The sequence below is a fragment of the Streptomyces sp. NPDC047081 genome (assembly GCF_040643775.1).
Taxonomy (GTDB): Bacteria; Actinomycetota; Actinomycetes; order Streptomycetales; family Streptomycetaceae; genus Streptomyces.
In genome coordinates this window covers 39,656-60,366 of sequence record NZ_JBEYUY010000045.1, presented here as the reverse complement: position 1 = coordinate 60,366, position 20,711 = coordinate 39,656, and the positions used below count along the sequence as shown (strand labels likewise).

Sequence of the window (20,711 nt, the reverse complement as noted above, 5' to 3'; positions counted from 1 at the left end):
GCGATGCCATGCAGGGCGTCGACCGACAGCCGGCCGAGCCACTCCGCGGCCTCGCCGGGGGGCGACGGCGAGGACGCCGCCGGGCTCGGAAAACTGCGCGGAGGCGGTCGCCGCGACCGTGACCGAAAGACCGATCCCGACGCGGACGTCGACCCCGAGACGGGTCAGGGTCCGCACCCGCAGGACCTCGCCCAGGCGGCGGGTGTCGCTGCCGTACACGTCGTGGTGAATCAGCATGTGGTGGCCACGCTGGCCCGGCAGATCCCTCTGAGGCGGTCCTGCTGGGCGCGGGGTCTGACTACTTGATCAGCGTCCGGAGCATGACGCGCTCGCCGGCGAAGGTGAGTCGCCCGTGCAGGTAGCGCCAGTTGTCGATGATGTAGCCCTGGCCGGGACTCAAGGCGAAGGTGAAGGTCCGCAGGGCGATGGCCTCCCGCAGCCGGGTGACAGCGTGCAGAGTCTCGGCGGAGAAGAAGCCGTTCGAGTCGAGCCGGAGGCGGAACTGCCAGCGCCCGTTGGGGTCCTGTGACATCACGGGGCCGGAGTACTGTTCGCGACCAGACCGGTAGATGGCTGCGTTCGGCCTGGCCAGTGCGTCGATAGCCCAGGGGCTGGTCTGTTGAAGGTCCTCGACGACGCGTTGGCCGTCCGCCATCGAGCATTCGCCGCCTGTTCCCTCGTTCCTCTGGCACCACAGCGTTATGTACCGAGGGACTACCGAGTTGCCGGAACCGTCGGTGTGGGGCAGGAGGGGGCCGGCCGAGAGCCCGGCGTATCCGTCCTCGCCGTCCACCTCTGGGACGTGGCGGACGACGGTCACCGCGTCCGGCTCGGCGTCGCGGTGCATGAGCAGTTCGCCAAATCCGGCGCTGAACTCCACGAGTTCCTGACGCGACCTGAGGCAGAACCGTGCGATGCCATCGGCTAGTACCACGTTTTTCAGCTCGTCGGTCCGTGCGACGTCGTTCTCCTCGATGACCACGGTCATGAGTGAGTAGCCTCCCCCTGTAGATTCCTGAGCCTGTCGATTCCGATCCGGATTGACGTCCGATACCCTTCGGGCAAGTTGATGCCGTCGAGTTCCCGAGAGTGAAAGAACGCCAGATCGGCATGCTCATCGCCGAGGACGAGTGAGACATCCCCGAGAGGCCATGCCAGGTAGCTGGTCACAGCGACGCGTCCCTCCCCTGGGATGTCGTAGTACCAGGTGTCGACGATGGCACCGACCGCGATGTCGATCCCGGCCTCCTCATAGACCTCGCGCCGCACCGTGTCCTGCGGCGTCGCGTCATGGGGCTCGGCACGGCCACCCAGGAGTTCCCACTCCTCGCGGGGATTGGTGCCCAAGAGTACGCGCATTTCGGAGTCGAGCAGAATCGCTTTGAACGACGTGTCGATTTTATTACTCCTCTCCTTCGAAGGTCTTTCCGGCTGCAGCCATGATCTCTTTTCTGCTGGATGGCATGACGGGCCGCTCATGAAAAAGATGGCTCAAGAGTTCGGGGTGCCGTCGGATCGGTGCGACCTTGTGAGCGCGGTCGGCGAAGTCTCGGTCCTCACCACCCCAGCCTTTGAAGTTTTCATCGAATCCCCCAGCGGACATGAAGGATTCTCGGGTGATCCATACGCACCCGCCCACGGGATGTGTGATGAGATACCCGTTGTGCTCTCTCCCGGGACGGTAGCCGTCGGAGGCCATCGTTGCGGAGTCGGCCGGCAGAAGGCAGAACATGTCGCTGTAGGGCAAGTGCAGGTGGCTGGGATCCTGCGATACGCGGGCTGCGTTTCGGAGGATGAATTCCTCGTCGGGCAGGATGTCGCCGTCGAGCAGGCACAGAATGCTCCCGTCAGCCGCCTGCTCGGCGCCCCGGTTCATGGCGAGTGCCCTGTTGAACGGGCCCGTATAGGGGACGTGAATGTACTTGTCCAGCGGCATCTGAGGGTTCGCCGGTACGTTGCCCAGGGGTGTTCGGCATCAGCCATACCGTCCGCTGGATCAGCCTTTCCAGGTGGCGGCGGGTGCGGTCGCCGATGTCCTCCACCGTGTCGAGCAGGACGACCGGCATGGCCTTCCTGCCGTCCGGGAGGCGGGCGAGCTCCTACGCCAGCAGGTGCGGATAGAAGCTGAGGGCGTCCAGGTCGGGTTCGGCCTCCAGCAGGTCCGCCAGCCGGGCGCAACCCGCCAACGCCCGTACGGTACGGCGGTGTTCGCGCGGGGCGCCGATCAGGGCGCCGGTGACCTGGTCGACGACCGAGCCGACGGTGCCGGGCAGCATGAGCGCCTGGGCGACATCGGCGAGCGCGGACTGCATCTGCTGTGACAGCGCCTGTTCGAACCGGGAGCCGAGGCCGCCGCGGCGGAGGTACTCCTCCAGCGGCTCGCCGGGGTGGTTGGCCTCCCAGTGGCGCCGCGCCAGGTCGAAGGCGGACAGGGGCGGCCGATCCGGGTGAGGGCGGCCCGGATGGTCAGCATGATCTGCTCGAAGTCGGTTCCGGCGGACCGTGCGAGGTCGATGCGCAAGGGGAGGAGCTGGTCGGCCGGCCAGCCCGGTGCGCTCCACTGGGCGGGTCTGTGGCCGGCGTCGGCGAGCGTGGCCTCGAGCGTCCTGGACCAGGTGGTCTTGCCGATGCCGCCGACGCCGTGGAAGACCAGCACATGGGTGCGGGGTGCCTCGAGGTTCTCGGGGTCGAAGGCGGGGGAGGCGACGCGCTGGCGGTTGGTGGTGAGCGCGGCGGCGACCGTCTCCCACTGCGCGGCACGGTACGTGAACAGCCTCGCCCAGGAGGACGAGGGAGCGATCTGGTGGTGGCAGTTCGCCGCTGGCGCCGGCGACGCGACTGCGGCCTACTGCCTGTACCTGCAGCACCTGCGCCGAGGTGAACTGCGCGACGGCGAGCTCTGGATCGACGAAGCCCTGAACTCGGACGCCCGCATCGACATCAACTTCAGCCTCCCTGCCATCTCGGAGATCCACCCGACTCGCCCCCGTATCGCGTTTGTGCGTGAGGCGGTGGAGCGGTTGAAGGTCGAGGAGGTCCAGGGCACCAGATACCACCTTCCCGATCACCGCGTCGCGGAGCGGATCAGGGCGCTCGACACGAGGGCCGGCGCGCTAACCAGGTCGCGCCCCGCACAGGCAGGGGATCGGCCCGCGACGGCGGCCTGGACGTGGCAGGCCGACACATCGCCGGTGCGCGGACTCCTGTGGCAGCCGTGCCGACAGGAGGCCGAGGAGAGCACCGCAGAGGGGGCAAGGACGTCTAGAGGAAGGGCAGTTGGGCGGCTTGTCTCACGTGCTGTCGGCGTGCGGCTCTACGCTGACTGGTGCAGCGAGGTTCGCAGCCAGGTGTTGGTGCTGTTGTGCGGGGGAGTGTCGGCGACCATGTTCCCCTCGCTATCACGGAAGCAGGCCCCGCGAGCCCCCCTGCGCGCCCGTGCCCGGGTAGTTCTCGCCGACCTCGAAGATCTCGTTGGTTGTCCGCGCTCCACCGAGCCGACGGCACGGGTGTGGGTCCTCCCATGCCGCGCGGTGCCCTCGTGATGTCAGGTGGTGCGTTTCACGTGGCGGACCAGCCACATCAGCAGGGCGTCCAGATCGGCGGTGGCCGAGAGAACCCGGTCGACTGCCTCGGGGGTGTGCAGCCACTGCTCGCCGCCGAGGGGGCGGGCGGCGATCAGCGAACGGTGGCGCAGCAGGTTCATACGGGGGTGATTCGTCGGATAGCCGCGCGGGGGGCGTTTCATCACGTCCCCGGAGATGTCGTAGCCCCTTTTCCGCACGTCCTCGACGATGGCGGACAGTTCGTGGCCGCTCCCCTCGGAGGCCACGGCTTTGCGGAACATGTCCACCTGGCCGGGATCGGGGTACCACCAGGCACCCTGGATCCGCAGGCCGTCCAGGTCGAACCGGAGACCGATCTCGATCTTGCGGCCGAGTCGGATCACCGCGCCCTGGTGCTGCCACCACCAGGAGTTGGTGCGGTAGTGCCACACGGAGAAGTCCTCGTACCGGGGGTCGGTGTCCGCGACCTCGTGGAGCAGGGCGATCATCGGCTGCCGGACCATGCGTTCGCGGTCCGCGCGGCAGCGCTCGCGGGTCGCGTGGGTTGGCTCGCCCTGGAGCTGCCACAACACGTCCATGGCCTGCTCCGGCCAGCCGGTGAACTGTCCGCGCATGCGCGGAGGATAGCTCACCCATGCTTCGCGCGCGGAGAGTGAGACGGGCCGGGAGGCGTAACCCCAGACAAGGTGGGAGGTGGTGTGGCGGGGCTCGCCCGCCAGTTCGATGCGCCGTGCGCGGTGGGCGAGTTCGTCTAGGAACAGGGAGAGTGCAGTCGATATGAAGCGGGCGGTACCTGTGCAGCCCCCGTCGCTTGTCTCACGCCGATGCCTGGGGCTGTTGTCTCAAGGACCTGTCACTTCCTCCATTGGAGTCTTCAGCCGACTGCGTTGAGGAAGGTGGGGTAGTCGGGGAGCTGCCAGTTGCCGCCGCAGTCCTCCTTCGAAAGGCGCGCGCCCGGGTCGGGGTGGCTGTCGCGGCCTATCGGTGTGCCCCGCGCCGGCCAGGAGCATGGTCTTGAGAGATGGGGCGCAGACGGGCGAGCAGGCCGAGTCGGCCGGTGGCGGTCAGGCCGAGGTGGCCGGCGGAGTCGAGGTCGAGGATGCCGCCGAGCAGTCCGAGGACGGCGCGGGGCGGGCCGTCCAGGACGAGGTCGGGGTTGCTGGATCTGCCGGTCCGGGTGTGGACCTGTCCGTCACGCAGCTCGATGACGGCCGTCTCGCCGGCCGCGATGAGCTGGATGACGGCGGGCGGGGCGTCGGGGTCGGCGTCGACGGTGAACCACGCTGGGGCGTAGGCCAGCCACTGTGCCCGGAACGTGTCGTCGGGGCGTTCTTCGGTCATGAACCGCAGCCCCCACATGCCCAGTGCCTTGAGGACCGGCTCCAACTCCCGGCCGCTCTCGCTCAATTGGTACAGGACGGTGGCGACGGGCGGCGGCGCGTCCTCACGTGTGATCAGCCCGGCCGACTCGAGTTCCTTGAGGCGGGTCGAGAGCAGGTTCGTCGCGATCCCGGGCAGCCCGTTCTTGAGATCGGTGAACCGGCATGGGCCCTGTACCAAGAGCTCCCGAACGATCAGCAGTGTCCAGCGGTCCCCGACGACGTCGAGCCCTCGGGCGATCGAGCAGTACTGGTCATAGCTCCGCATACGACGACCTTACCTCAGATAAAGCGTTCGGTAGAAAAACTAAACCAGTCGTGCCTATATTTAAACCATGACTCGATCGCCATCGAAACCCCTCATGCTGGTCGCCCTCCTGACGGCCTCGTTCCTGATCAACCTCGACACGACCCTGGTCAACGTGGCGCTGCCTGCGCTGACGCGGGAGCTGGGCACCTCGATCTCGCAGCTGCAGTGGGTCGTAGACGCGTACAACCTCGTCTTCGCCGCGCTGCTGCTAACCGCGGGGAGCCTGTCCGACCGGTTCGGCCGCAAGGGCATGCTCATGGCCGGCCTGCTGGTCTTCGGGGCGTCCAGCTTCCTCGGCGGCTACGCCACGTCCCCCGAGCAATTGATCGCCGCCCGCGCGGTGATGGGCCTGGGCGCCGCGATGACGTTCCCGTCCACCCTCGCGCTGCTCACCGGCGTGTTCACCAGCCGCAACGAGCGGGCCCTGTCGATCGGCCTGTGGGGAGCGACGGCCGGGGTCGCCATCGCGCTGGGTCCGATCGTGGGTGGATTCCTGCTCGCTCACTACTCCTGGGCGAGCATTTTCACCCTGCTCGGCCCCCTCTCGCTGGCCGTCATCGCGCTGGTGGCCCTGTTCGTGCCGCGCTCCAAGGAGGCGGTCCCGCACCGGCTGGACTATCTGGGTCTGGTGATGTCCAGCGGCTTCATGGGGCTGCTCGTCTACACCATCATCGAGGCCCCCACCCGCGGCTGGAGCTCGCCCGCCTCGCTGGCCGGTTTCGCCGGAGCGGTGGTGCTGCTGGCCGTCTTCATCCTCAGCGAGCGCCGGGCCACCGAACCGATGCTGGACGTGCGGCTGTTCAAGGACATGCGGTTCAGCGCGGCGAGCGCTTCGGTGACGATCGCGTTCTTCACCCTGTTCGGGTTCATCTTCCTGATCACCCAGTACTTCCAGTTCGTGCGCGGCTACAGCGCCCTGTCGGCCGGGGTGCACCTGCTGCCGGTCGCGACCTCCGTCGCCGTCGGCTCCACGTTGGGCACGCGCCTCGCGGTACGGATCGGCACCAAGGCGATCGTCACCGCCGGGCTGGTCTTCCAGGCGGCCTTCTACTTCTGGGTCGCCGCCACCATGTCCCCGACCCTCGGCTACGGCGTCATCGCCGTGCAGATGGTCCTCTTCGGCCTGGGCATGGGCCTCACTTCCGCCCCCGCCACCGAATCCATCATGGGAGCGGTCAGCGCGGACAAGGCCGGCGTCGGCTCCGCGGTCAACGACTCCACCCGCCTGCTCGGCGGCACCCTCGGCGTCGCGATCATCGGCAGCGTCTCCGCCACCTTGTACAGCGCCCGGCTCGACACCGGCCTGCCGGCCTCCTTGCCCGCCGGACTCAGCCACCTGGCCCACCAGTCGGTCGGCGCAGCGCTCGGGGTGTCCGGCCAACTCGTCGCCCACGGGCAGTCGGGCCTGGCCGACACCGTGCGGCAGACCGCCATCGCCGCCTTCGATCACGGACTGAGCGTCGGATGCGTCGTAGCCGGACTCGTCGCCATCGCAGGTGCCCTGCTCTCCGCCGCCTTCCTGCCCCCTCAGCCCCCGCGTCAGCCCGCGCCCGAGGTTCAACGAGTCGAACTCACTGTGACCAACAGCTGACCAGATGCCCTTTCAGTCAAGCACCGCACCCAGACCTGTTGCGGCGCGCTGCTCACGATCAGGGGCGGCGGTTGCTGTGCCGCGTGCGGAGCGGCAGCGGCTGGACCGGCCCCGAACCGCAGGGAGTGTGCGTCACTGCGCCTCTTGACCCCCAGCTCCCGCAGGCGTTCGTATTCTGCGCGGTACGGATGGTGGCCCAGCCGCCGGGTGCCGGCCACGAGCTTGGCCGGACCAGCGCCATGGCGATCACCTCCATCAGCTCCTGTCGGGCGCTCTCGGGCAGCTCGGCGGGTGCCTCCTCCACCCGCAACAACAGCTCCACTTCGTACGGCATGAGCACCCCCGTGCTCGTGACCAACTCGGGGCAGTGCCGTGCAGCGGACGCGCAACCCTCGTGAGGGCCTGTGGATAAGTGACTGCCTGGTACTCCAGCGGTAGATCGTGATCTCGGTGGTGAGGGGCGCCGAGGCAGCAGACGGCCAGTGTCGATCATCTTGCCCGAGACAGCCCACGCTGTCGCGGGCGTCGGTTCCTTCTCCGTCTACCCGAGTTCACCGTGACGGAGGGCATCCCTTATCTCGCTGAGCTTCGCGGTCGTGGCCGGGGTCCGCTCCCTGTGCTTGTTCAGCGAGTCGGAGGGCGTCGTCAATCTCGCTGAGCTTCACGGAGGACAGGACGGCCGCCCGCTCTATCAGGTCGTCCCGGGACACAGTGGTCACCCACGTGCACGGGGTGAAGCCTGGACGCGGGAACGCGAGCCGCAGCACGCCTTCGAACGGCAGTCCTTCACCGGCGCCGACCGTCACTTCGATGCCCAGACCGCTGATGTCGACGCCCGCCGGAGCGACGACCTGCATCACCCGGATCCCGGACGTGTCGTCTCCCGACAGCAGTACGACCAACCTCCGCTCGTCGAACTGGACCCACCAGACTTCGCCACGTTGCACAAGTCCTCCAGACCCATGACCGCAGACAGACGCTGCGCGACCCAGACGCGCTGGGCAGACAGGTGCGGCCACCGTTGATCATCGGTGTGTGAAGACTGAAGATCATGCGGTGGCCGCAGGTCACAGCGTAGACCCTGCCCGCTGGCAAGGAGGCGTTCGAGGGCCTGATGGCCCAGATCGCGCGCCGGAGCCACTCGATCAACTTCGAAGTGAGCACATCGATCCGGTGCCAGTCCGCCAGACCAGCCCGGCGAAGGAACTCCACGATGTCCCATATCCGGAACGCGCCTGGACTGTACTGCCTGAGCGGTGTGCGAGGCTGGCAGTCGGTGAAGACGGGGCTGCGGACTGGAGGGTGAGGACGGGATGCGCGAGGCGTATCACAAGGAACTGGAGTTGATCGGTCAGGCACTGGTGGAGATGGCGAACCTGGTCAGTTCGGCCATGGGCCGGGCCACCGGCGCCCTGCTGGACGCCGACATCCAGCAGGCGCAGAGCGTCACCTCCACCGAGGAACAGGTCGAAGCGCTGCAGCGGGAGTTGGAGGAGCGGGCGATCGCGGTGCTGGCCCGCCAGCAGCCGGTCGCCACGGATCTGCGGATGGTGGTCACCTCACTGCGGATGAGCGCGGACCTGGAACGCTGCGGCGTTCTGGCGCAGCATGTCGCGACGGTGGCCCAGCGGCGCCATCCCCAGCACGCGGTGCCGAATGATCTGCGTCGCACGCTTTTGGAGATGGGCCAGCTCGCCCAGCGGCTGATGGCCCAGGCCGCCGAGGTGCTCATCACCCAGGACGTCGAGGCGGCCCTGCAGATGGAGCAGGACGACGACCGGATGGACGAGCTGCACCGCATGATCTTCCATCACCTGATGGATGAGCGCTGGCACCACGGCGTGGAGACGGCCGTCGACATCACTCTGGTCGGCCGCTACTACGAACGCTTCGCCGACCACGCCGTCTCCGTCGCCCGCCGCGTGGTCTTGCTGGTCACCGGCGAACAGGCCGAGGAACTGGCCGCCACCGCGCCCACCCCGCGCGGGCAGACAACCTGAACTGCCCCATGCAGGCCGTCAAGGCCGGGCCGGCCCCAGATTCTCCGCCGGCTCCTGCGCGTACGGGTCCGAGGTCTGCGCCGCACAACAGAGGCCGTCCCACCGCTGCACCAGGTCGTACTAGGGCCCGCACCGCTCACTGGATCTTGCGGTGCGCCCCTCTGTGCCGCACGGTCATTTTCCGCCATCCCAACAAGAGGCAACACCTTTTCATGTCGATGGAAACATGATTCAACAGGGGCCGCCGGGCGCGCATGTCGACAGCAGAGCGTGCCCCTCCTGTCGGGATCTGGGCGCCCGAAGGCCGGACGGAGCAAGCCAACACGGAGCGAGGCATGGGGTCGCTGCGACCTGGGGAAAGGCAGCGACCGAACCCCTGGGCCGCAGCTATCACCGTTGGACACCGCACCCTCATGGATGATTACAGCCGGTGACATCCCTGCGCCTTCGGGCCCGACTCACGCAGCGGCCCGATATTCCCGAAAATTCCAATATCCACAAAACCTCCAGCAGGCTCGATCCTTGTGCCATGAAGGTAAACATAAAGGAAACTGCAATTGACATCCGAGTGAAGGCTGCATAGTTTCATGGTGAAATCTTGAGTGGGGGCCGACGGTGTCCTGGCCATCTGTCGGCGCTGCAGGCCAGTTACGAAAGGGGCACGTTGCAATGCTGAAGGTCGGTGGCGCTCGGTTATCGAGCGCTTTATCGGCCGTCGCCTCCGGGCGAAGCAAGAGGCGCGTTCTCGGATCTATTCTGGTCGACACGGTCGGCAGCGGAATGTTCTCCTCGCTGCTCCTTCTTTACCTGAGCACCGTTAATAAGATCGCTCCCGAAGTGGGCGGTCCGCTCGTCACGATCTCTGCCGTGCTGTCCTTCGCCCTGATGCCGTCGGTCAGCCGCGTCACTCACGCCCTGGGCGGGCGTCGCGCGATGATGGCCAGCAGTGCGCTTAGCGGTGTTGGTTTCCTCTTGGTGTTCGCCGCATACCGTGCGGTGGTGGTCCCGTTCGCGGCCCTCCTCATCTTCGTGGGTGACCGTCTCAATGGCACCGCGTGGCCTGTTCTGGCGACTGAACAGTTCGGGCGTGAACGTCTCAGTTTCCTTTTCGCCGTCGCCAACTCGGCCAAGACCATTGCCCTGGGCTCCGGGACACTGATAGCCGCACTGGCTCTGTCCGTGAACAGTTCTACGGGCCTGCGCCTGGCATTGGCCGCAAATGTCGTCTCCTACCTCATCGGTCTCTTTCTGCTGATCGGAATTCCGGACAACAGATTTGAGGCCAAAAAGAATCCCGAATCAATTCGAGTCGCTCTGCGAGATCGCGGCTTCATGCGTCTGGTGGTGTCGCAGACAGCTCTCTCGACGAGCTGGATAATCCCCGGCGTGGCCTTCCCTCTCTATCTCACCGATACCTTGGGAGAGGCGCCCGCGCTGGCTGCCGCGCTGCTCACGGTCCGCTACACCGTCATAAGCCTTTGCCAAGTGCCACTCGTGCACTACGCAGCCGAATGGTCGCGGCGAGCTGTCCTTGCCTTCAGCGCCGCATCGTCCGCGCTCGGCGTCATCGCCGTTTTCTCTCTGTCCGTTCCGTCTGGAGCCTTGCGCGTCTCACTCGCCGTGGGTGCGACGATCCTGCTCGCCGGGAGCGAGATCGTCAGTAAGCCGACAGCCTCCGCCCTGGCCGTGGCGCACGCGCCCGAGGGGCACGAGGCCCCTTACATGGCCGTCTTCCAGGCCACGTGGACCCTGTCCTACGCGTTGGGTCCCGCCGCGATCGGCCTGGGCCTCAAGTACCCGCCTCTCCTGTGGTCCGCCATCTTGGCGATCGTTGTGATCGGCTCGCTCATGGGCGGCATCGTCGGCACGCAGACACCCTCAAATCACAGCCGTCGCCAAGCCGGCACGCTCAGAACCCGGCCTCCAGCCAGTCCCACGACTACTCCGTCCACGACCAAGCCTGAACGGTAGGACTGCATGCCCGCTTTCCCGCGCCGTGACATCGATGCCGCCTCCTGGGTCGCCGGTGCCGTTGTGACCCATCTCGACGCCACCTCCCGAACCGTGAGTGCGACCTGCTGGTCATCGAGCCGGCAACTGAACGAAATCGCCTTCACGTTCTTCACGAGCATCGCCGGAGATCGCCGCCCCGACGTCAATGACCTGCGCGAACAGGCAACATCCAGCCCTGCGGACCTCTTTGATCATGCCCGCGGCCTTCTTGCGCCCCACACGTCCGCAAACCTGGAGCGTATGGCCGCCATGATCGAGGCCGAGACACGCCTGGTGTTCCACCGTTCGCCAGTCTCCGCGGCCAGGACGACAGAATCGACCTTGCTCGTGGAGCGCCCGGTCGATGTCGTCATCCCCTACCGGTCGACACCTGACAACCCGTTGCGCGCCCGCAACCTCGTCGCGGTTCTGTCGGCTCTGCAGCACCAAACGGCCCAGCACGGTGCCTACCGGATCACCGTCGTAGAGGAGTCGGATGCTCCCAACCATTGGTGGTTGGCCGCAGGAAGAACCGGCCCCCGTGCCCTATCTCTGCTGCGGGACCGGTCATCCCTGCAGGAGCCTGCGCTTCTGCTCCTCGAACTCGGCCTCGGTGAGGATGCCCTGCTCCTTCAGCTCGCCCAGCTGCTTCAGCTGCTCGATCTTGCCGGACATGTCGGGGGCCGGCGGAGGCGTCGGCGCTTCGGCGTAGGAAGCCGAGCGAGGCGCAGGCTCCTGGTACTGCTGCTGGGCGGCCCATCGCCCCTGCTGTCGGCGTGACACACGGTTCGACACGGCGGTCGCCGTTCCGGCGACGACGGCGGTGCGCGCGACCCCGCGGAGAAGACCTGGCATGGCACTACCCCTTCTGTCCATCAGCTGTCCGTCGGCGTCACCGGCGATGATCAGTCGGAGGCCTCGGCCGCATCGAGAGCGGCGACGATCGCAGGCACCGGAATCCGCCCCGAGGCGACCATCCGGGCCCCGCCGCGGCGCAGAGCGGCGGCGAAGGGCGCGGCCCACCGGTTCTCGTAGAGCAGGATGCCGGCGGAACTGCCCGGTTCCAGCGCCTTGGCCGCCTCGTCGATGTCGTCCTGGCCCAGAAGTCCTGACGACGCTCCCTCAAAGACGGCCAGGTCGAGTCGGCCGTCGCCGGTGAAGTCGGCGATCTCCATGCCCGTCACGGATCCGTCGTCGTCCTTCTTGATGAACGTCAGGTCCAGGATCCGAATGAGTCCGCGGTCCACGAGATCGACCAGGATGGGCAGGCCCTCGCCCGTCATCCGGTTGCCGGGGAACTCGACGACCAGATAGTCGATGGGACCCACGTCTTCGAATTCGTCGCTCACGGTGTCACCTCTGGTGCTCGTGGCTGCCGTCCCCACGACCCCCGTGTCAATTGCATCACCCGCGAGGGATCCCCGCACCTCGGTCCGCCGGTTCACCCGTCTGGCAGCCAGGTGCGGGCGACACGCCAAGCAGCTTCGCTTGCCGCGGCAGCTGATCCATGTGGAACGGATGGTCACCAGCCAGTGCCTTCGAGACGGTATGGTTGAACGCCGGCCGCAGGGCACACATGGCGCTGGACAAGGTCCTCACCGGCCAAGCCAGTGGCGCTGTCCGCCTGAAGAAACAACCAGGTCGTCATCGGCCTGGGGCCGATCGTCGCCGGCGTCAAGGACGAACTGGTCGCGGCCGGCTTCTCGCCCGCCGCGAAGATCCCGGCGCCCACACGGAGTTCGTCGTGTTCGCCTTGAAGGAGAGGTGTACGGGGCGTTCAACCGCCGGCACACGCTGATCGGGGCCGCGCTCGCGGTGTTCCTCGCCATGCTGGTTCTCGGCATCGGTCTCACCGCCACCCGCGACGCCTACCTCAACTATCTGCCCCCGGCGCGTCCGAGGCCGCCGCGGGATCCGTGTACGACGCCCTGGTCAAGTTCCTGCGGGCCGGTGTCCACGCCCTCGGCGCGGTCGCTCTGTTCACCGCCGCCGACGCCTTCCTCCCCGGCCCGTCCCGATCGCCGTCGTCACGGGCACGGCGGCTGCCGCAGACGCATCGGCGCGCTGTGCGACGTGACGACGTCGGCGGGCCTCCGGCTCGGTGCCGTGGGCGGTTCCTCCAACGCTTCAAGCGCTGGATCGGGGTGGTCATCTTGATGGTCGTGGCGATCGTCCTGTTCGCCTGGAACTACCCGACCACCCCGGTCGTGGTGTGGACAGCGGTGATCACGCCGGCGGCCCCCTGGCGATCCGCGAATTCCAGGACGTCGACGGCGCCGCCCCGCCCCGCGGATCCCGACTCCAGGGGCGGAGCCGCCGCTGCTCACCGACTCGGCTCGCCGGGTGCCTGCCGCAGGGATACGTTGGTTGAGGAAGCCTGTGAACCGGCCGTCCCGTAGGCGCGAGACCACGACCACGGCAAGGGCGGAGCACGCTCCGAGAACAGCCCGGCATGCCCCGACCGCGCTCCGGCATACGGGGTGGGTGACCCGGAGCGGTCGATTCCACCGCCGGCGGCCCGCCGCCACCGCCGTGTGCGGAGGCGGCCGTCCCCCGGGAGCCGCTGCCATGACCGACACCCACGTGGACCGCCGCGAGACGCGGCGCCGCACCCCGCAGGAGCGAGCCGCGCTCGGCCGGGCGGCACGGGCCGATGTGCCCCGCTCCAGCCACGCCGAGTTCGCGCCGGGACCCAAGCGGCCGGACCCGCTGGAGATCATCGAGAAGCAGTCGGCGATGCGGCTGCCCGAGCTCGTACCGGTCCGCTACGGAAGGATGTCCGAGTCACCCTTCCGGTTCTACCGAGGGGCCGCCGCGATCATGGCGTCGGACCTCGCTGAGACGCCGAGGACGGGTTTCAGGACCCAACTGTGCGGCGACGCCCACATGTTGAACTTCCGGCTGCTGGCCTCGCCCGAGCGCCGCCTCATGTTCGACATCAACGACTTCGACGAGACGCTGCCGGGCCCCTGGGAGTGGGACGTCAAGCGCCTGGCCGCCAGCCTCGCCATCGCCGGCCGGCTCAACGGCTTCAGCACCAAGGAGCGGGCCGCGATCGTACGGGCGACCGTGCGGTCCTATCGCGAGAGCATCCGCGCGTTCGCCGGAATCGGCAACCTGGGTGTCTGGTACGCCCAGTTCGACGAGAAGTGGGTGCTGGAGCGGTTCGGACCGGACCTGTCCGAGCGGAGCCATGAGCGCTGGACGCGTGCCGCGACCAAGGCGCGTTCGCACGACACCCTTCAGGTCTTCGACAAGCTCACCCGGGTCGTCGACGGCAGGCGCCGCATCGTGCCCGACCCACCGCTCATCACCCGGCTCGAGGACCTGCTGCCCGACGACCGTCGCGGCCAACTGGAGCAGCAGATCAGCGAGTTGATCGAGCGCTATGGCAAGACACTGCAGACAGACCGGCGGTACCTGCTGGAGCAGTACGAGGTCGCCGACATGGCGCGCAAGGTCGTCGGGGTCGGCAGCGTGGGCACCCGGTGCTGGATCGTGCTCCTGTTGGGGCGGGACGACGAGGACCCGCTGTTCCTCCAGGCAAAGGAGGCCGACCAGTCGGTGCTGGCTCCCCACGTCGGGGACACCGAGTATCCGAACCAGGGCGAGCGGGTCGTCTCAGGGCAACGGCTGATGCAGGCCACCAGCGACATCTTCCTGGGCTGGGAGCGGGTCGAGGGCATCGACGGCCGACAGCGCGACTTCTACGTACGGCAGTTGCGGGACTGGAAGGGGGTCGCCGTCGCCGAGGACATGGTGCCTCGGGGCATGCGGACCTTCGGCGCTCTGTGCGGTGCGACGCTGGCCCGGGCCCACGCCAGGTCCGGCGATCGCATCGCCATCGCCGCGTACCTGGGCGGCGGGGACTCCTTCGACCAGGCATTGGTGACGTTCGCCGAGCTGTACGCCGACCAGAACGAGCGGGATCACCAGGCACTCGTCGATGCCATCGGCGTCGGCAAGCTGCCCGCCGAGGCCGCCTGAGAAGGAGAGGTGCTGTCGCCCTCGTCCGGGTCTCGGGGATCGACGAAGCCAGGAAAGCAGGACCATGGCCACGACCGCGCCCCACCGCAACCCGGTATCCGCCGAGGCGGCCGCCGGCGGACCGACCGTATTCACTGCCCTCCCACTCGTTGCCCGGCCCAGGCGGGCGACGGCGAGCCCGGTCTCGCCCTCCGTCCATGTTCGTACCGATATACGCCGACAAGGTATTCGATGATCAGACCGACGCGACCACATGGTGTGGCGCCGACCTCGGGAGGACCCATCGCCGCAACGACGCCGAAGAGCGGCTCCGGGGCCGGCCCGCGTAGTCAGCCCCCGGAAGCCGAGCTGCTGCGGACCATGCTGGGCCGCCCGGAGTACCGCAAGGCTTTGTTGTTCTGCGGGCTGATCGGTGTTCCGGTGGCACTGACCGCGTTCTGGTTCCTCGTGGCGGTCAACCAGCTGGAACAGCTGATCTGGACAGACTGGCCCAGGGACCTGGGCTGGAAACGGGCCCCGTGGTGGTGGGCCCTGCCCCTGCTGACGGTGGCCGGTCTCGTCGTGGGCCTGGTGGTCACGCGGTTTCCCGGGCGGGGCGGGCATGTTCCGGCCGGGGGGCTGCACGCGGGTGGCGTCACCCGAAAGGCACTGCCGGGAGTTCTGGTCGCCGCTCTGGTGGGCCTGCCGCTCGGCACCGTGCTGGGACCCGAGGCACCACTGATCGCGTTGGGCGGCGGACTGGCCCTGCTCTTCGCGAGACTGGCCCGGGCGCCTGAGACCGAGGCGAGTACGGCGCTGCTCGGCGCGGCCGGGGCGGCGGCCGCCATCTCCGCGCTCTTCGGGAACCCGATCGTGGGCGCGGTGCTGCTGATGGAGGTGGCCGGGGTCGGCGGGCCGCAGTTGTTCGCGGTAATGCTGCCGGGCCTGCTGGCCAGCGGCGTGGGAGACCTGATCTTCACCGGATTCGTCCGCTGGACCGGCTTCGAGACGGGCAGCCTGGACATCGGCCTGCCCAAGCCGCCGCCACTCGACTGGGAGGACGTGCTGTGGATGCTGCTGGTGGCACCCGCCCTCGCCTTCCTCATCCACTGGATCTTCGTGGGCGGACGGCTCGCCGCCCGCTTCGTGGCGGCCCGGACGATGGCCAACACCACCCTGTGCGCGCTGGGCGCGGCGGCCTGCATCACCCTCTACGCGGTCGCCACGGGCCGTTCGCCGGCCGAGGCGGCCCTGTCCGGGGAGGCCACCCTGTCCGCGCTGGCCAAGGACCCGCACGCCTGGCCGGTGGGCGCTCTGATCGCGGTGCTGGCCTTCAAGGGCCTGGCGTACGCGCTCTGTCTGGGCAGCCTGCGCGGTGGCCCCGTCTTCCCCGCCCTGTTCCTGGGCGGGGCAGCCGGTGTGCTGCTGGCGCCGCTGCCCGGTCTGGGGCTGGTGCCGGCGATGGCGGTCGGAATGGCGTCCTCGGTGACCGCCGCCCTGCGGCTGCCCGTGAGCAGCGTCCTCCTGGTCGTGCTCCTGCTGGGCAACGTGGACACGGTGGCACTGGTGGTGCTCGCTGCGGTCGTGTCATTCGTGGTCACGCAGCTGATGCCGCTGGGGCCGGACATCCCGGCGTTCGTCGAGCGGCCAGCCGATCGGTCGGCCGACTCGACGTCGTCACGTCCGTGACGGGCGGCATACGGTGGCGCACCGCGTCGTACAGACGAGGGCCGGCGCGAGACGGATGCCCGCGGACATCCTCTCTCCACTCGGCGCCGAGCGGTCACCGCGGAGGCGACCTGATGGGCGCAGTATCGTCTGCCGACGGCGCACCGGACGGCCGTCCCGATGATCCGGGCGAGCCCAGTCGACGGACAGCCCAGGGTTCGCGGGCGACGACCGCGCCGACGGTGATGCACAGGGCCGCGACCACGCAGAGCGTGATGAGCCAGGACAACGAGGTGAACACCGCACCCAGCGAGCCGTACTTGTCCAGGCTGTGGTCGAGAGCCCGGGGCATGTACAGCGGCGCCGTGAACGTGAGGACGCTCAGAGCCGTTCCGGTCAGCAGCGCCCCCGGCAGCAGCGGCAGCCACGGTACGCGGGCGGACAGCAGCAGATGCTGCGTCCACCACCAGATACCGACCTCGGCGACCAGCAGCAGGGGCACGCCGAGCCACGGACCGAGGCCGAAGCCGTTGCGCAGGCTTCCCTGGACTCCGAACATGACCAGCCACGCCGCGAGCCAGGCGATCCAACGCCAGGCGGCCACCCGCGCGTGCGCTCCGGGCAGACTCCAGGCTCGCTCGCACATCCGTTGCACGGCGCGGCTGCAGGCAGTGGCCGAGATGAGCACCATCAGTCCGCCGACCGCACCGGTCGTCTCCCGCAGCCCGTCGGAGGGCTCACCCGTGCCTTGGACGGCCATGTTCAGTTCGGCGTCCGCGCTTCCGGACAGTCCGAAGGTGTCGCGCAGGGAATGGACGAACTGGTCACGCACCGACTGCGGGGCGATGGAGGCCACCACGAACAGCAGGGGCACGGCCGTCAGGAAGGTCTGGGCAGCCAGCCGGGTGGCCGAGTCGAGCACGTTCACCGAGATCAGGTGCGACAGGAGACGTGTGATCACCGGGAATCGGCTCTCGGTCCGGGTCCGCAGTCCCGCCGGCCAGGACCGCAGCGAGGCGGCCCGCTCCCGCCGCGACGCGCGCCGTGACGGGCGGTCCGGGCGTCGCTCTCCGGCACCTGACCCTGGCTGCATGCTGCCAGCGTGCCGCCGCCGCGACCCCCCGGCCCCCGGCAGAGGCCCGACACAAGGCCGAACGGGTGAACAATCCACTTCCGGTACGGAGCACGCGCCTCGCCGAAGCAACCGGATCGCGTGAGCGTCCGGCCCGAACGCGCCCCGTCGCCGACCATTTGTGAGGCGTGGCTACGACGGTGAAACTGACACCATGAGCGAGAGTCGCCCCGTGGCCGGGCGCACAGAACCCCGCGAGGGCCCCGATGGTGCTTGACCTCCTGGTCATCGGCCTCGCGATCGCCGTCTTCCCTCTGTCGGTGACCGCGTTCGTCCTGGTGCTGTCGGCTCCTGGTGGAATCTGGAAGGGCCTGGTCTTCATCCTCGCCTGGCTGGCCTGTTTCGTGGTCGTCCTGGCCGCCGTGCTGCTGACCACCGGCGGTGAACCGCCGGCTCCCAAATCCCCGCCCTCCACCGCCTCGTCCTCCGTCAAGCTGGCCATCGGACTAGGGCTGGTCGCGTACGGCTGGCACCGGCACAGGATCCGCGAGCGGACCGGCGACCGGCACAAGTCCTCCGGCGGACTGACGGCGCGGCTGGACCAGCTCTCCCTGTGGACCTCGGCGGGCCTGGCTCCGCTGCTCCAGCCGTGGGGGCTCGTGGCGGCCGGCGCGGCGACGGTGGTCAGCGCCGACATGTCCCACGTCGCCTCCTATCTGGCCCTGTTCGGGTACTGCCTCCTCGCCTCGAGCAGTCTGCTGGTGATGGAGGTCTACACGACGTTCGCTCCGGACTCGGCCCGTGTGCGCCTCGGGAAGCTGCGCACCTGGATCGAGACCCACCAGGAACAGACCCTCGTGGCCGTGGCACTGGTGGCCGGGATCTTCCTGGTGAGCAGAAGCATCGCCCAGCTGACGTCCTGAGCCTGCGACGCCGAAGGCTGCGGGCCGACACTGGCGGCTGGGCAGGCGTCGCAGGTGACGTTGGCGAACACGATAGGCGGGCGCACACTGACCACAACCTCGCCGGGCGGCGGACATTGCTGACACCTCGATCGAACGCCCGGCGAGGCCCGTGTCAACGCCTCCCGCACCACAGGGCCCCAACTCCCCTTACGGGCAGCACCTCTGGATACGCGCCTAGACCCTCTTCGATCCCGGCTGGGTCGTCGGAATGCGGTGGGAGAAGAACAGGGCGACCAGGGCGGTCGCGGCGAGGACGGCGAGGGCTGCGCGCAGGCCGTCGAGGCGGGCCGCGGCGTTCGCGTCGAGGGCGGCCTGGGTCACTTCCGGGCTGGTGCCCGCTTGGTCGAGGGCGTCCTTGAGCTGTGCGTCGGACAGGAAGGGCACGCCGCTCTGGAGTTCGGTGGTCGCCTGGCTGTTGACCTCGGCCGGGATCGCCGGATTCTGCTCGACGGACGTCAGGAACGAGGTCGTCAGGGCGGCGATGAGGATCGAACCGGCGAGAGCGGTGCCGATCGACGAGCCGAGGTTGGTGACGGCGTTCTGTACGCCCCCGACCTCCGCGCTCTGCTCGTCCGGCACCGCGGACACCGTGACCGACCCCAGCTGCGAGGCCAGCGCGCCCATGCCGAGTCCGATGAGCAGAAGGGGGATGGTGACGATCTCGCCGCCCGCGTCCGCGTCCAGCGCGGCCATCAGGACGACCGCCCCGACGAGCAGCGCGAGGACGCCGAGCCGTACCACCAGCCGCGGAGAGACGTCGGGCAGAAAACGCGGGATCAGGAGCGCGGCGGCCAGCAGGGTCAGCGAGAGCGGCAGGATGTGCGCGCCGGTCGAGAGAGCGGACAGGCCGAGGGCGACCGACAGGTAGAGCGGTACGAGGAAGAACACGCCCATCTGCACGAGATACTGGAAGAAGAACATCGTCAGGCCGCCGGTGAGCTGTCGGTTGTGCAGCATGTCCGGGTCGATGAGGGGGTCGCGCCGTTGCCTGACCTGGTGCGCCTCCCAGCGCAGGAAGAGCCAGACGAGCAGCAGCCCTGCCAGCATCAGCCACACCGTGAGCGAGACGCCGAGCCAGGCCGGGGCGTCGGGTTTCGGCCTGAACCAGCCCCATTCGTCGGAGCGCAGGACGCCGTAGACGAACGTCCCGAGTCCGAGGGCGCAGAGCGCGGCGCCGAGGAGGTCGAGGCGCCGGCGGGCCTCGGTCGGTGCGTCGGCGATACGGCGGGCGAGCAGGAGGATGGCCAGGACGATCGCGACCTCGCCGACGAACACCCAGCGCCAGGAGAAGTACGTCGTCGCGATGCCGCCGATGAGCGGCCCGAGCGCGATCGCCACGGCCCCGGCTGCGGCGACGAGGCCGTAGGCGGCGGGCCGGCGTTCCGGGGGGAAGTTGCCGGCGACCAGCGCCACGATCGCGGGAAGGATGAGTGCGGCGCCGATCCCTTCGAGGAACGACCAGCCGAGCAGAAGCACCATCAGGTTCGGGGCGAGGGCGGTGGTCAGCGAACCGCAGCCGTAGATGACCGAGCCGATCACGAAGGCGCGTTTGCGGCCGATGAGTGCGCCGACCTTGCCACCGGGGATCATGAACATCGCCATGACGAGCGTGTATGCGGTGATCGCGCCCTGGATCCCGGTCACCGTGGTGCCGACGTCCTTGGCCACCGTCGCGATCGACACGTTCATGACGGAACTGTCGAGCGCCATCAGGAACTGCCCCGAGGCGAGCGTCAGCAGGACGATGCGGCTTGAGGACGAGTCTTCGGGTGTTCCATCCCCGCTTCTTGCATCCCCTGTTCCATCTCCGTTGGCCATGGGCCCATCGTTCCAACGCCCCTGGAGGACGGCCCGTTGCCGCGCAACGAGGTCAACCGGACGGCGCACACCGCGTCTGGGCCGCCCTCAAGCACTACCTCGCCAACACCGCGGTCTCCTGGCCCGCCCGCCAACGACAGGTCCACGCCTTCTTCCGCAGCCGTAAACCGACCAGCTCCTGACCACCGCCGCGCCCTGGACCAGCCACTGGTTCCCGATCAGATACCGACAGAACTTCCGGAAAGCCGCTTGGACAGTACGGGGCGTCGGCGTCGCCCGGACATGACCGGCCGTCAGGCTCCCGGGGGTGTGACGGTGGTCGTGGCGCTGCCCGTGAACACCGACGGCCGGAAGGCCGGGGTGGGCAGGCCCCGTTCGGGAGCGCGC

General features: G+C 68.5%; 21 protein-coding genes and 1 pseudogene. 9 read left to right on the top strand and 13 right to left on the bottom strand.

The window, feature by feature from the left end:
- Window positions 1-298: 298 nt before the first annotated feature.
- The 4 genes from ABZ848_RS46195 to ABZ848_RS46180 form a co-directional block, all read right to left on the bottom strand.
- The gene (locus ABZ848_RS46195; RefSeq protein WP_360842129.1) at window positions 299-988 is read right to left on the bottom strand and encodes a TauD/TfdA family dioxygenase; all 690 of its coding nucleotides are present in this window, start codon (window positions 986-988) and stop codon (window positions 299-301) included.
- On the bottom strand, window positions 985-1,479 hold the full coding sequence (locus ABZ848_RS46190) for an NUDIX hydrolase (protein ID WP_360842126.1): 495 nt from the start codon (window positions 1,477-1,479) through the stop codon (window positions 985-987). The genes ABZ848_RS46195 and ABZ848_RS46190 overlap by 4 nt, the downstream gene beginning before the upstream one ends.
- Window positions 1,403-1,936 (bottom strand): galactosyltransferase-related protein, encoded by a 534-nt coding sequence (locus ABZ848_RS46185; RefSeq protein ID WP_360842123.1) that lies wholly within the window; start codon window positions 1,934-1,936, stop codon window positions 1,403-1,405. The genes ABZ848_RS46190 and ABZ848_RS46185 overlap by 77 nt, the downstream gene beginning before the upstream one ends.
- A 163-nt stretch (window positions 1,937-2,099) precedes the next feature.
- Window positions 2,100-2,312, bottom strand: a complete 213-nt coding sequence (locus tag ABZ848_RS46180; RefSeq protein ID WP_360842121.1) for a hypothetical protein — start codon at window positions 2,310-2,312, stop codon at window positions 2,100-2,102.
- 150 nt (window positions 2,313-2,462) lie between these two features.
- Here ABZ848_RS46180 and ABZ848_RS46175 point away from each other — a divergent pair, with 150 nt between their 5' ends.
- Entirely contained in the window at window positions 2,463-3,542 is a 1,080-nt protein-coding gene (locus tag ABZ848_RS46175; RefSeq protein WP_360842119.1) for a hypothetical protein, read from the top strand.
- A gap of 2 nt (window positions 3,543-3,544) precedes the next feature.
- On the opposite strand, the gene ABZ848_RS46170 is transcribed toward ABZ848_RS46175, so the two are convergent.
- Window positions 3,545-4,177 (bottom strand): DUF2461 family protein, encoded by a 633-nt coding sequence (locus tag ABZ848_RS46170; protein WP_360842116.1) that lies wholly within the window; start codon window positions 4,175-4,177, stop codon window positions 3,545-3,547.
- Between the two features lie 364 nt (window positions 4,178-4,541).
- The gene (locus ABZ848_RS46165) at window positions 4,542-5,210 is read right to left on the bottom strand and encodes a helix-turn-helix domain-containing protein (protein ID WP_360842113.1); all 669 of its coding nucleotides are present in this window, start codon (window positions 5,208-5,210) and stop codon (window positions 4,542-4,544) included.
- Between the two features lie 67 nt (window positions 5,211-5,277).
- Here ABZ848_RS46165 and ABZ848_RS46160 point away from each other — a divergent pair, with 67 nt between their 5' ends.
- A complete protein-coding gene (locus ABZ848_RS46160; protein WP_360842110.1) occupies window positions 5,278-6,843 on the top strand; it encodes a DHA2 family efflux MFS transporter permease subunit in 1,566 nt (521 codons plus the stop codon).
- A gap of 58 nt (window positions 6,844-6,901) precedes the next feature.
- Here the strand turns inward: ABZ848_RS46160 and ABZ848_RS46155 are convergent, their stop codons facing one another.
- Both ABZ848_RS46155 and ABZ848_RS46150 read right to left on the bottom strand, forming a co-directional pair.
- Window positions 6,902-7,177 (bottom strand): hypothetical protein, encoded by a 276-nt coding sequence (locus tag ABZ848_RS46155; protein ID WP_360842108.1) that lies wholly within the window; start codon window positions 7,175-7,177, stop codon window positions 6,902-6,904.
- Window positions 7,178-7,394: 217 nt separating this feature from the next.
- A complete protein-coding gene (locus ABZ848_RS46150; RefSeq protein ID WP_360842106.1) occupies window positions 7,395-7,790 on the bottom strand; it encodes a type II toxin-antitoxin system PemK/MazF family toxin in 396 nt (131 codons plus the stop codon).
- Between the two features lie 366 nt (window positions 7,791-8,156).
- Between ABZ848_RS46150 and phoU the strand changes: the two genes are divergently transcribed.
- The gene (gene phoU / locus ABZ848_RS46145; RefSeq protein ID WP_360842104.1) at window positions 8,157-8,843 is read left to right on the top strand and encodes a phosphate signaling complex protein PhoU; all 687 of its coding nucleotides are present in this window, start codon (window positions 8,157-8,159) and stop codon (window positions 8,841-8,843) included.
- A gap of 669 nt (window positions 8,844-9,512) precedes the next feature.
- Window positions 9,513-10,814, top strand: coding sequence for an MFS transporter (locus tag ABZ848_RS46140; RefSeq protein ID WP_360842101.1), 1,302 nt, complete (start codon window positions 9,513-9,515; stop codon window positions 10,812-10,814).
- Between the two features lie 111 nt (window positions 10,815-10,925).
- Here the strand turns inward: ABZ848_RS46140 and ABZ848_RS46135 are convergent, their stop codons facing one another.
- From ABZ848_RS46135 to ABZ848_RS46125, 3 genes are all read right to left on the bottom strand, one after another.
- On the bottom strand, window positions 10,926-11,138 hold the full coding sequence (locus tag ABZ848_RS46135) for a hypothetical protein (RefSeq protein WP_360842099.1): 213 nt from the start codon (window positions 11,136-11,138) through the stop codon (window positions 10,926-10,928).
- A 264-nt stretch (window positions 11,139-11,402) separates the two neighbouring features.
- Window positions 11,403-11,690 carry an SHOCT domain-containing protein gene (locus ABZ848_RS46130; protein WP_360842096.1) on the bottom strand — a complete coding sequence of 96 codons (288 nt, stop codon included), beginning with the start codon at window positions 11,688-11,690 and terminating at the stop codon, window positions 11,403-11,405.
- A gap of 50 nt (window positions 11,691-11,740) precedes the next feature.
- Entirely contained in the window at window positions 11,741-12,184 is a 444-nt protein-coding gene (locus ABZ848_RS46125) for a DUF6325 family protein (protein ID WP_360842094.1), read from the bottom strand.
- A 567-nt stretch (window positions 12,185-12,751) separates the two neighbouring features.
- On the opposite strand from ABZ848_RS46125, the gene ABZ848_RS46120 reads away from it, so the two are divergent.
- The 3 genes from ABZ848_RS46120 to ABZ848_RS46110 all read left to right on the top strand — a co-directional run bounded on the left by ABZ848_RS46120 (window position 12,752) and on the right by ABZ848_RS46110 (window position 16,490).
- Window positions 12,752-13,234 carry a hypothetical protein gene (locus ABZ848_RS46120; protein WP_360842091.1) on the top strand — a complete coding sequence of 161 codons (483 nt, stop codon included), beginning with the start codon at window positions 12,752-12,754 and terminating at the stop codon, window positions 13,232-13,234.
- A 169-nt stretch (window positions 13,235-13,403) separates the two neighbouring features.
- Window positions 13,404-14,822, top strand: coding sequence for a DUF2252 domain-containing protein (locus ABZ848_RS46115; protein ID WP_360842088.1), 1,419 nt, complete (start codon window positions 13,404-13,406; stop codon window positions 14,820-14,822).
- 360 nt (window positions 14,823-15,182) lie between these two features.
- Window positions 15,183-16,490: a chloride channel protein gene (locus ABZ848_RS46110; RefSeq protein ID WP_360842170.1), complete on the top strand. Its 1,308-nt coding sequence runs from the start codon at window positions 15,183-15,185 to the stop codon at window positions 16,488-16,490.
- A 94-nt stretch (window positions 16,491-16,584) separates the two neighbouring features.
- Here ABZ848_RS46110 and ABZ848_RS46105 read toward each other — a convergent pair whose 3' ends face one another.
- Entirely contained in the window at window positions 16,585-17,430 is an 846-nt protein-coding gene (locus ABZ848_RS46105; RefSeq protein WP_360842085.1) for a YhjD/YihY/BrkB family envelope integrity protein, read from the bottom strand.
- 377 nt (window positions 17,431-17,807) lie between these two features.
- Here ABZ848_RS46105 and ABZ848_RS46100 point away from each other — a divergent pair, with 377 nt between their 5' ends.
- Complete coding sequence (locus ABZ848_RS46100; protein WP_360842082.1) at window positions 17,808-18,464, top strand: GAP family protein; 657 nt, start codon at window positions 17,808-17,810, stop codon at window positions 18,462-18,464.
- A gap of 216 nt (window positions 18,465-18,680) precedes the next feature.
- On the opposite strand, the gene ABZ848_RS46095 is transcribed toward ABZ848_RS46100, so the two are convergent.
- Window positions 18,681-20,324 carry an MFS transporter gene (locus ABZ848_RS46095; protein ID WP_360842079.1) on the bottom strand — a complete coding sequence of 548 codons (1,644 nt, stop codon included), beginning with the start codon at window positions 20,322-20,324 and terminating at the stop codon, window positions 18,681-18,683.
- Between the two features lie 71 nt (window positions 20,325-20,395).
- On the opposite strand from ABZ848_RS46095, the pseudogene ABZ848_RS46090 reads away from it, so the two are divergent.
- Window positions 20,396-20,610: pseudogene (locus ABZ848_RS46090) on the top strand (hypothetical protein); the annotation flags it as partial.
- Window positions 20,611-20,711: the final 101 nt, after the last annotated feature.

Coding starts and splice junctions, on each gene's coding strand:
- ABZ848_RS46195 (WP_360842129.1), bottom strand. CDS start 988: ATGACCGTGGTCATCGAGGAGAACGACGTCGCACGGACCGACGAGCTG.
- ABZ848_RS46130 (WP_360842096.1), bottom strand. CDS start 11,690: ATGCCAGGTCTTCTCCGCGGGGTCGCGCGCACCGCCGTCGTCGCCGGA.
- ABZ848_RS46175 (WP_360842119.1), top strand. CDS start 2,463: ATGGTCAGCATGATCTGCTCGAAGTCGGTTCCGGCGGACCGTGCGAGG.
- ABZ848_RS46155 (WP_360842108.1), bottom strand. CDS start 7,177: ATGCCGTACGAAGTGGAGCTGTTGTTGCGGGTGGAGGAGGCACCCGCC.
- ABZ848_RS46110 (WP_360842170.1), top strand. CDS start 15,183: ATGCTGGGCCGCCCGGAGTACCGCAAGGCTTTGTTGTTCTGCGGGCTG.
- ABZ848_RS46140 (WP_360842101.1), top strand. CDS start 9,513: ATGCTGAAGGTCGGTGGCGCTCGGTTATCGAGCGCTTTATCGGCCGTC.
- ABZ848_RS46115 (WP_360842088.1), top strand. CDS start 13,404: ATGACCGACACCCACGTGGACCGCCGCGAGACGCGGCGCCGCACCCCG.
- ABZ848_RS46165 (WP_360842113.1), bottom strand. CDS start 5,210: ATGCGGAGCTATGACCAGTACTGCTCGATCGCCCGAGGGCTCGACGTC.
- ABZ848_RS46160 (WP_360842110.1), top strand. CDS start 5,278: ATGACTCGATCGCCATCGAAACCCCTCATGCTGGTCGCCCTCCTGACG.
- ABZ848_RS46185 (WP_360842123.1), bottom strand. CDS start 1,936: ATGCCGCTGGACAAGTACATTCACGTCCCCTATACGGGCCCGTTCAAC.
- phoU (WP_360842104.1), top strand. CDS start 8,157: ATGCGCGAGGCGTATCACAAGGAACTGGAGTTGATCGGTCAGGCACTG.
- ABZ848_RS46180 (WP_360842121.1), bottom strand. CDS start 2,312: ATGCAGTCCGCGCTCGCCGATGTCGCCCAGGCGCTCATGCTGCCCGGC.
- ABZ848_RS46100 (WP_360842082.1), top strand. CDS start 17,808: ATGGTGCTTGACCTCCTGGTCATCGGCCTCGCGATCGCCGTCTTCCCT.
- ABZ848_RS46190 (WP_360842126.1), bottom strand. CDS start 1,479: ATGAGCGGCCCGTCATGCCATCCAGCAGAAAAGAGATCATGGCTGCAG.
- ABZ848_RS46170 (WP_360842116.1), bottom strand. CDS start 4,177: ATGCGCGGACAGTTCACCGGCTGGCCGGAGCAGGCCATGGACGTGTTG.
- ABZ848_RS46095 (WP_360842079.1), bottom strand. CDS start 20,324: ATGGCCAACGGAGATGGAACAGGGGATGCAAGAAGCGGGGATGGAACA.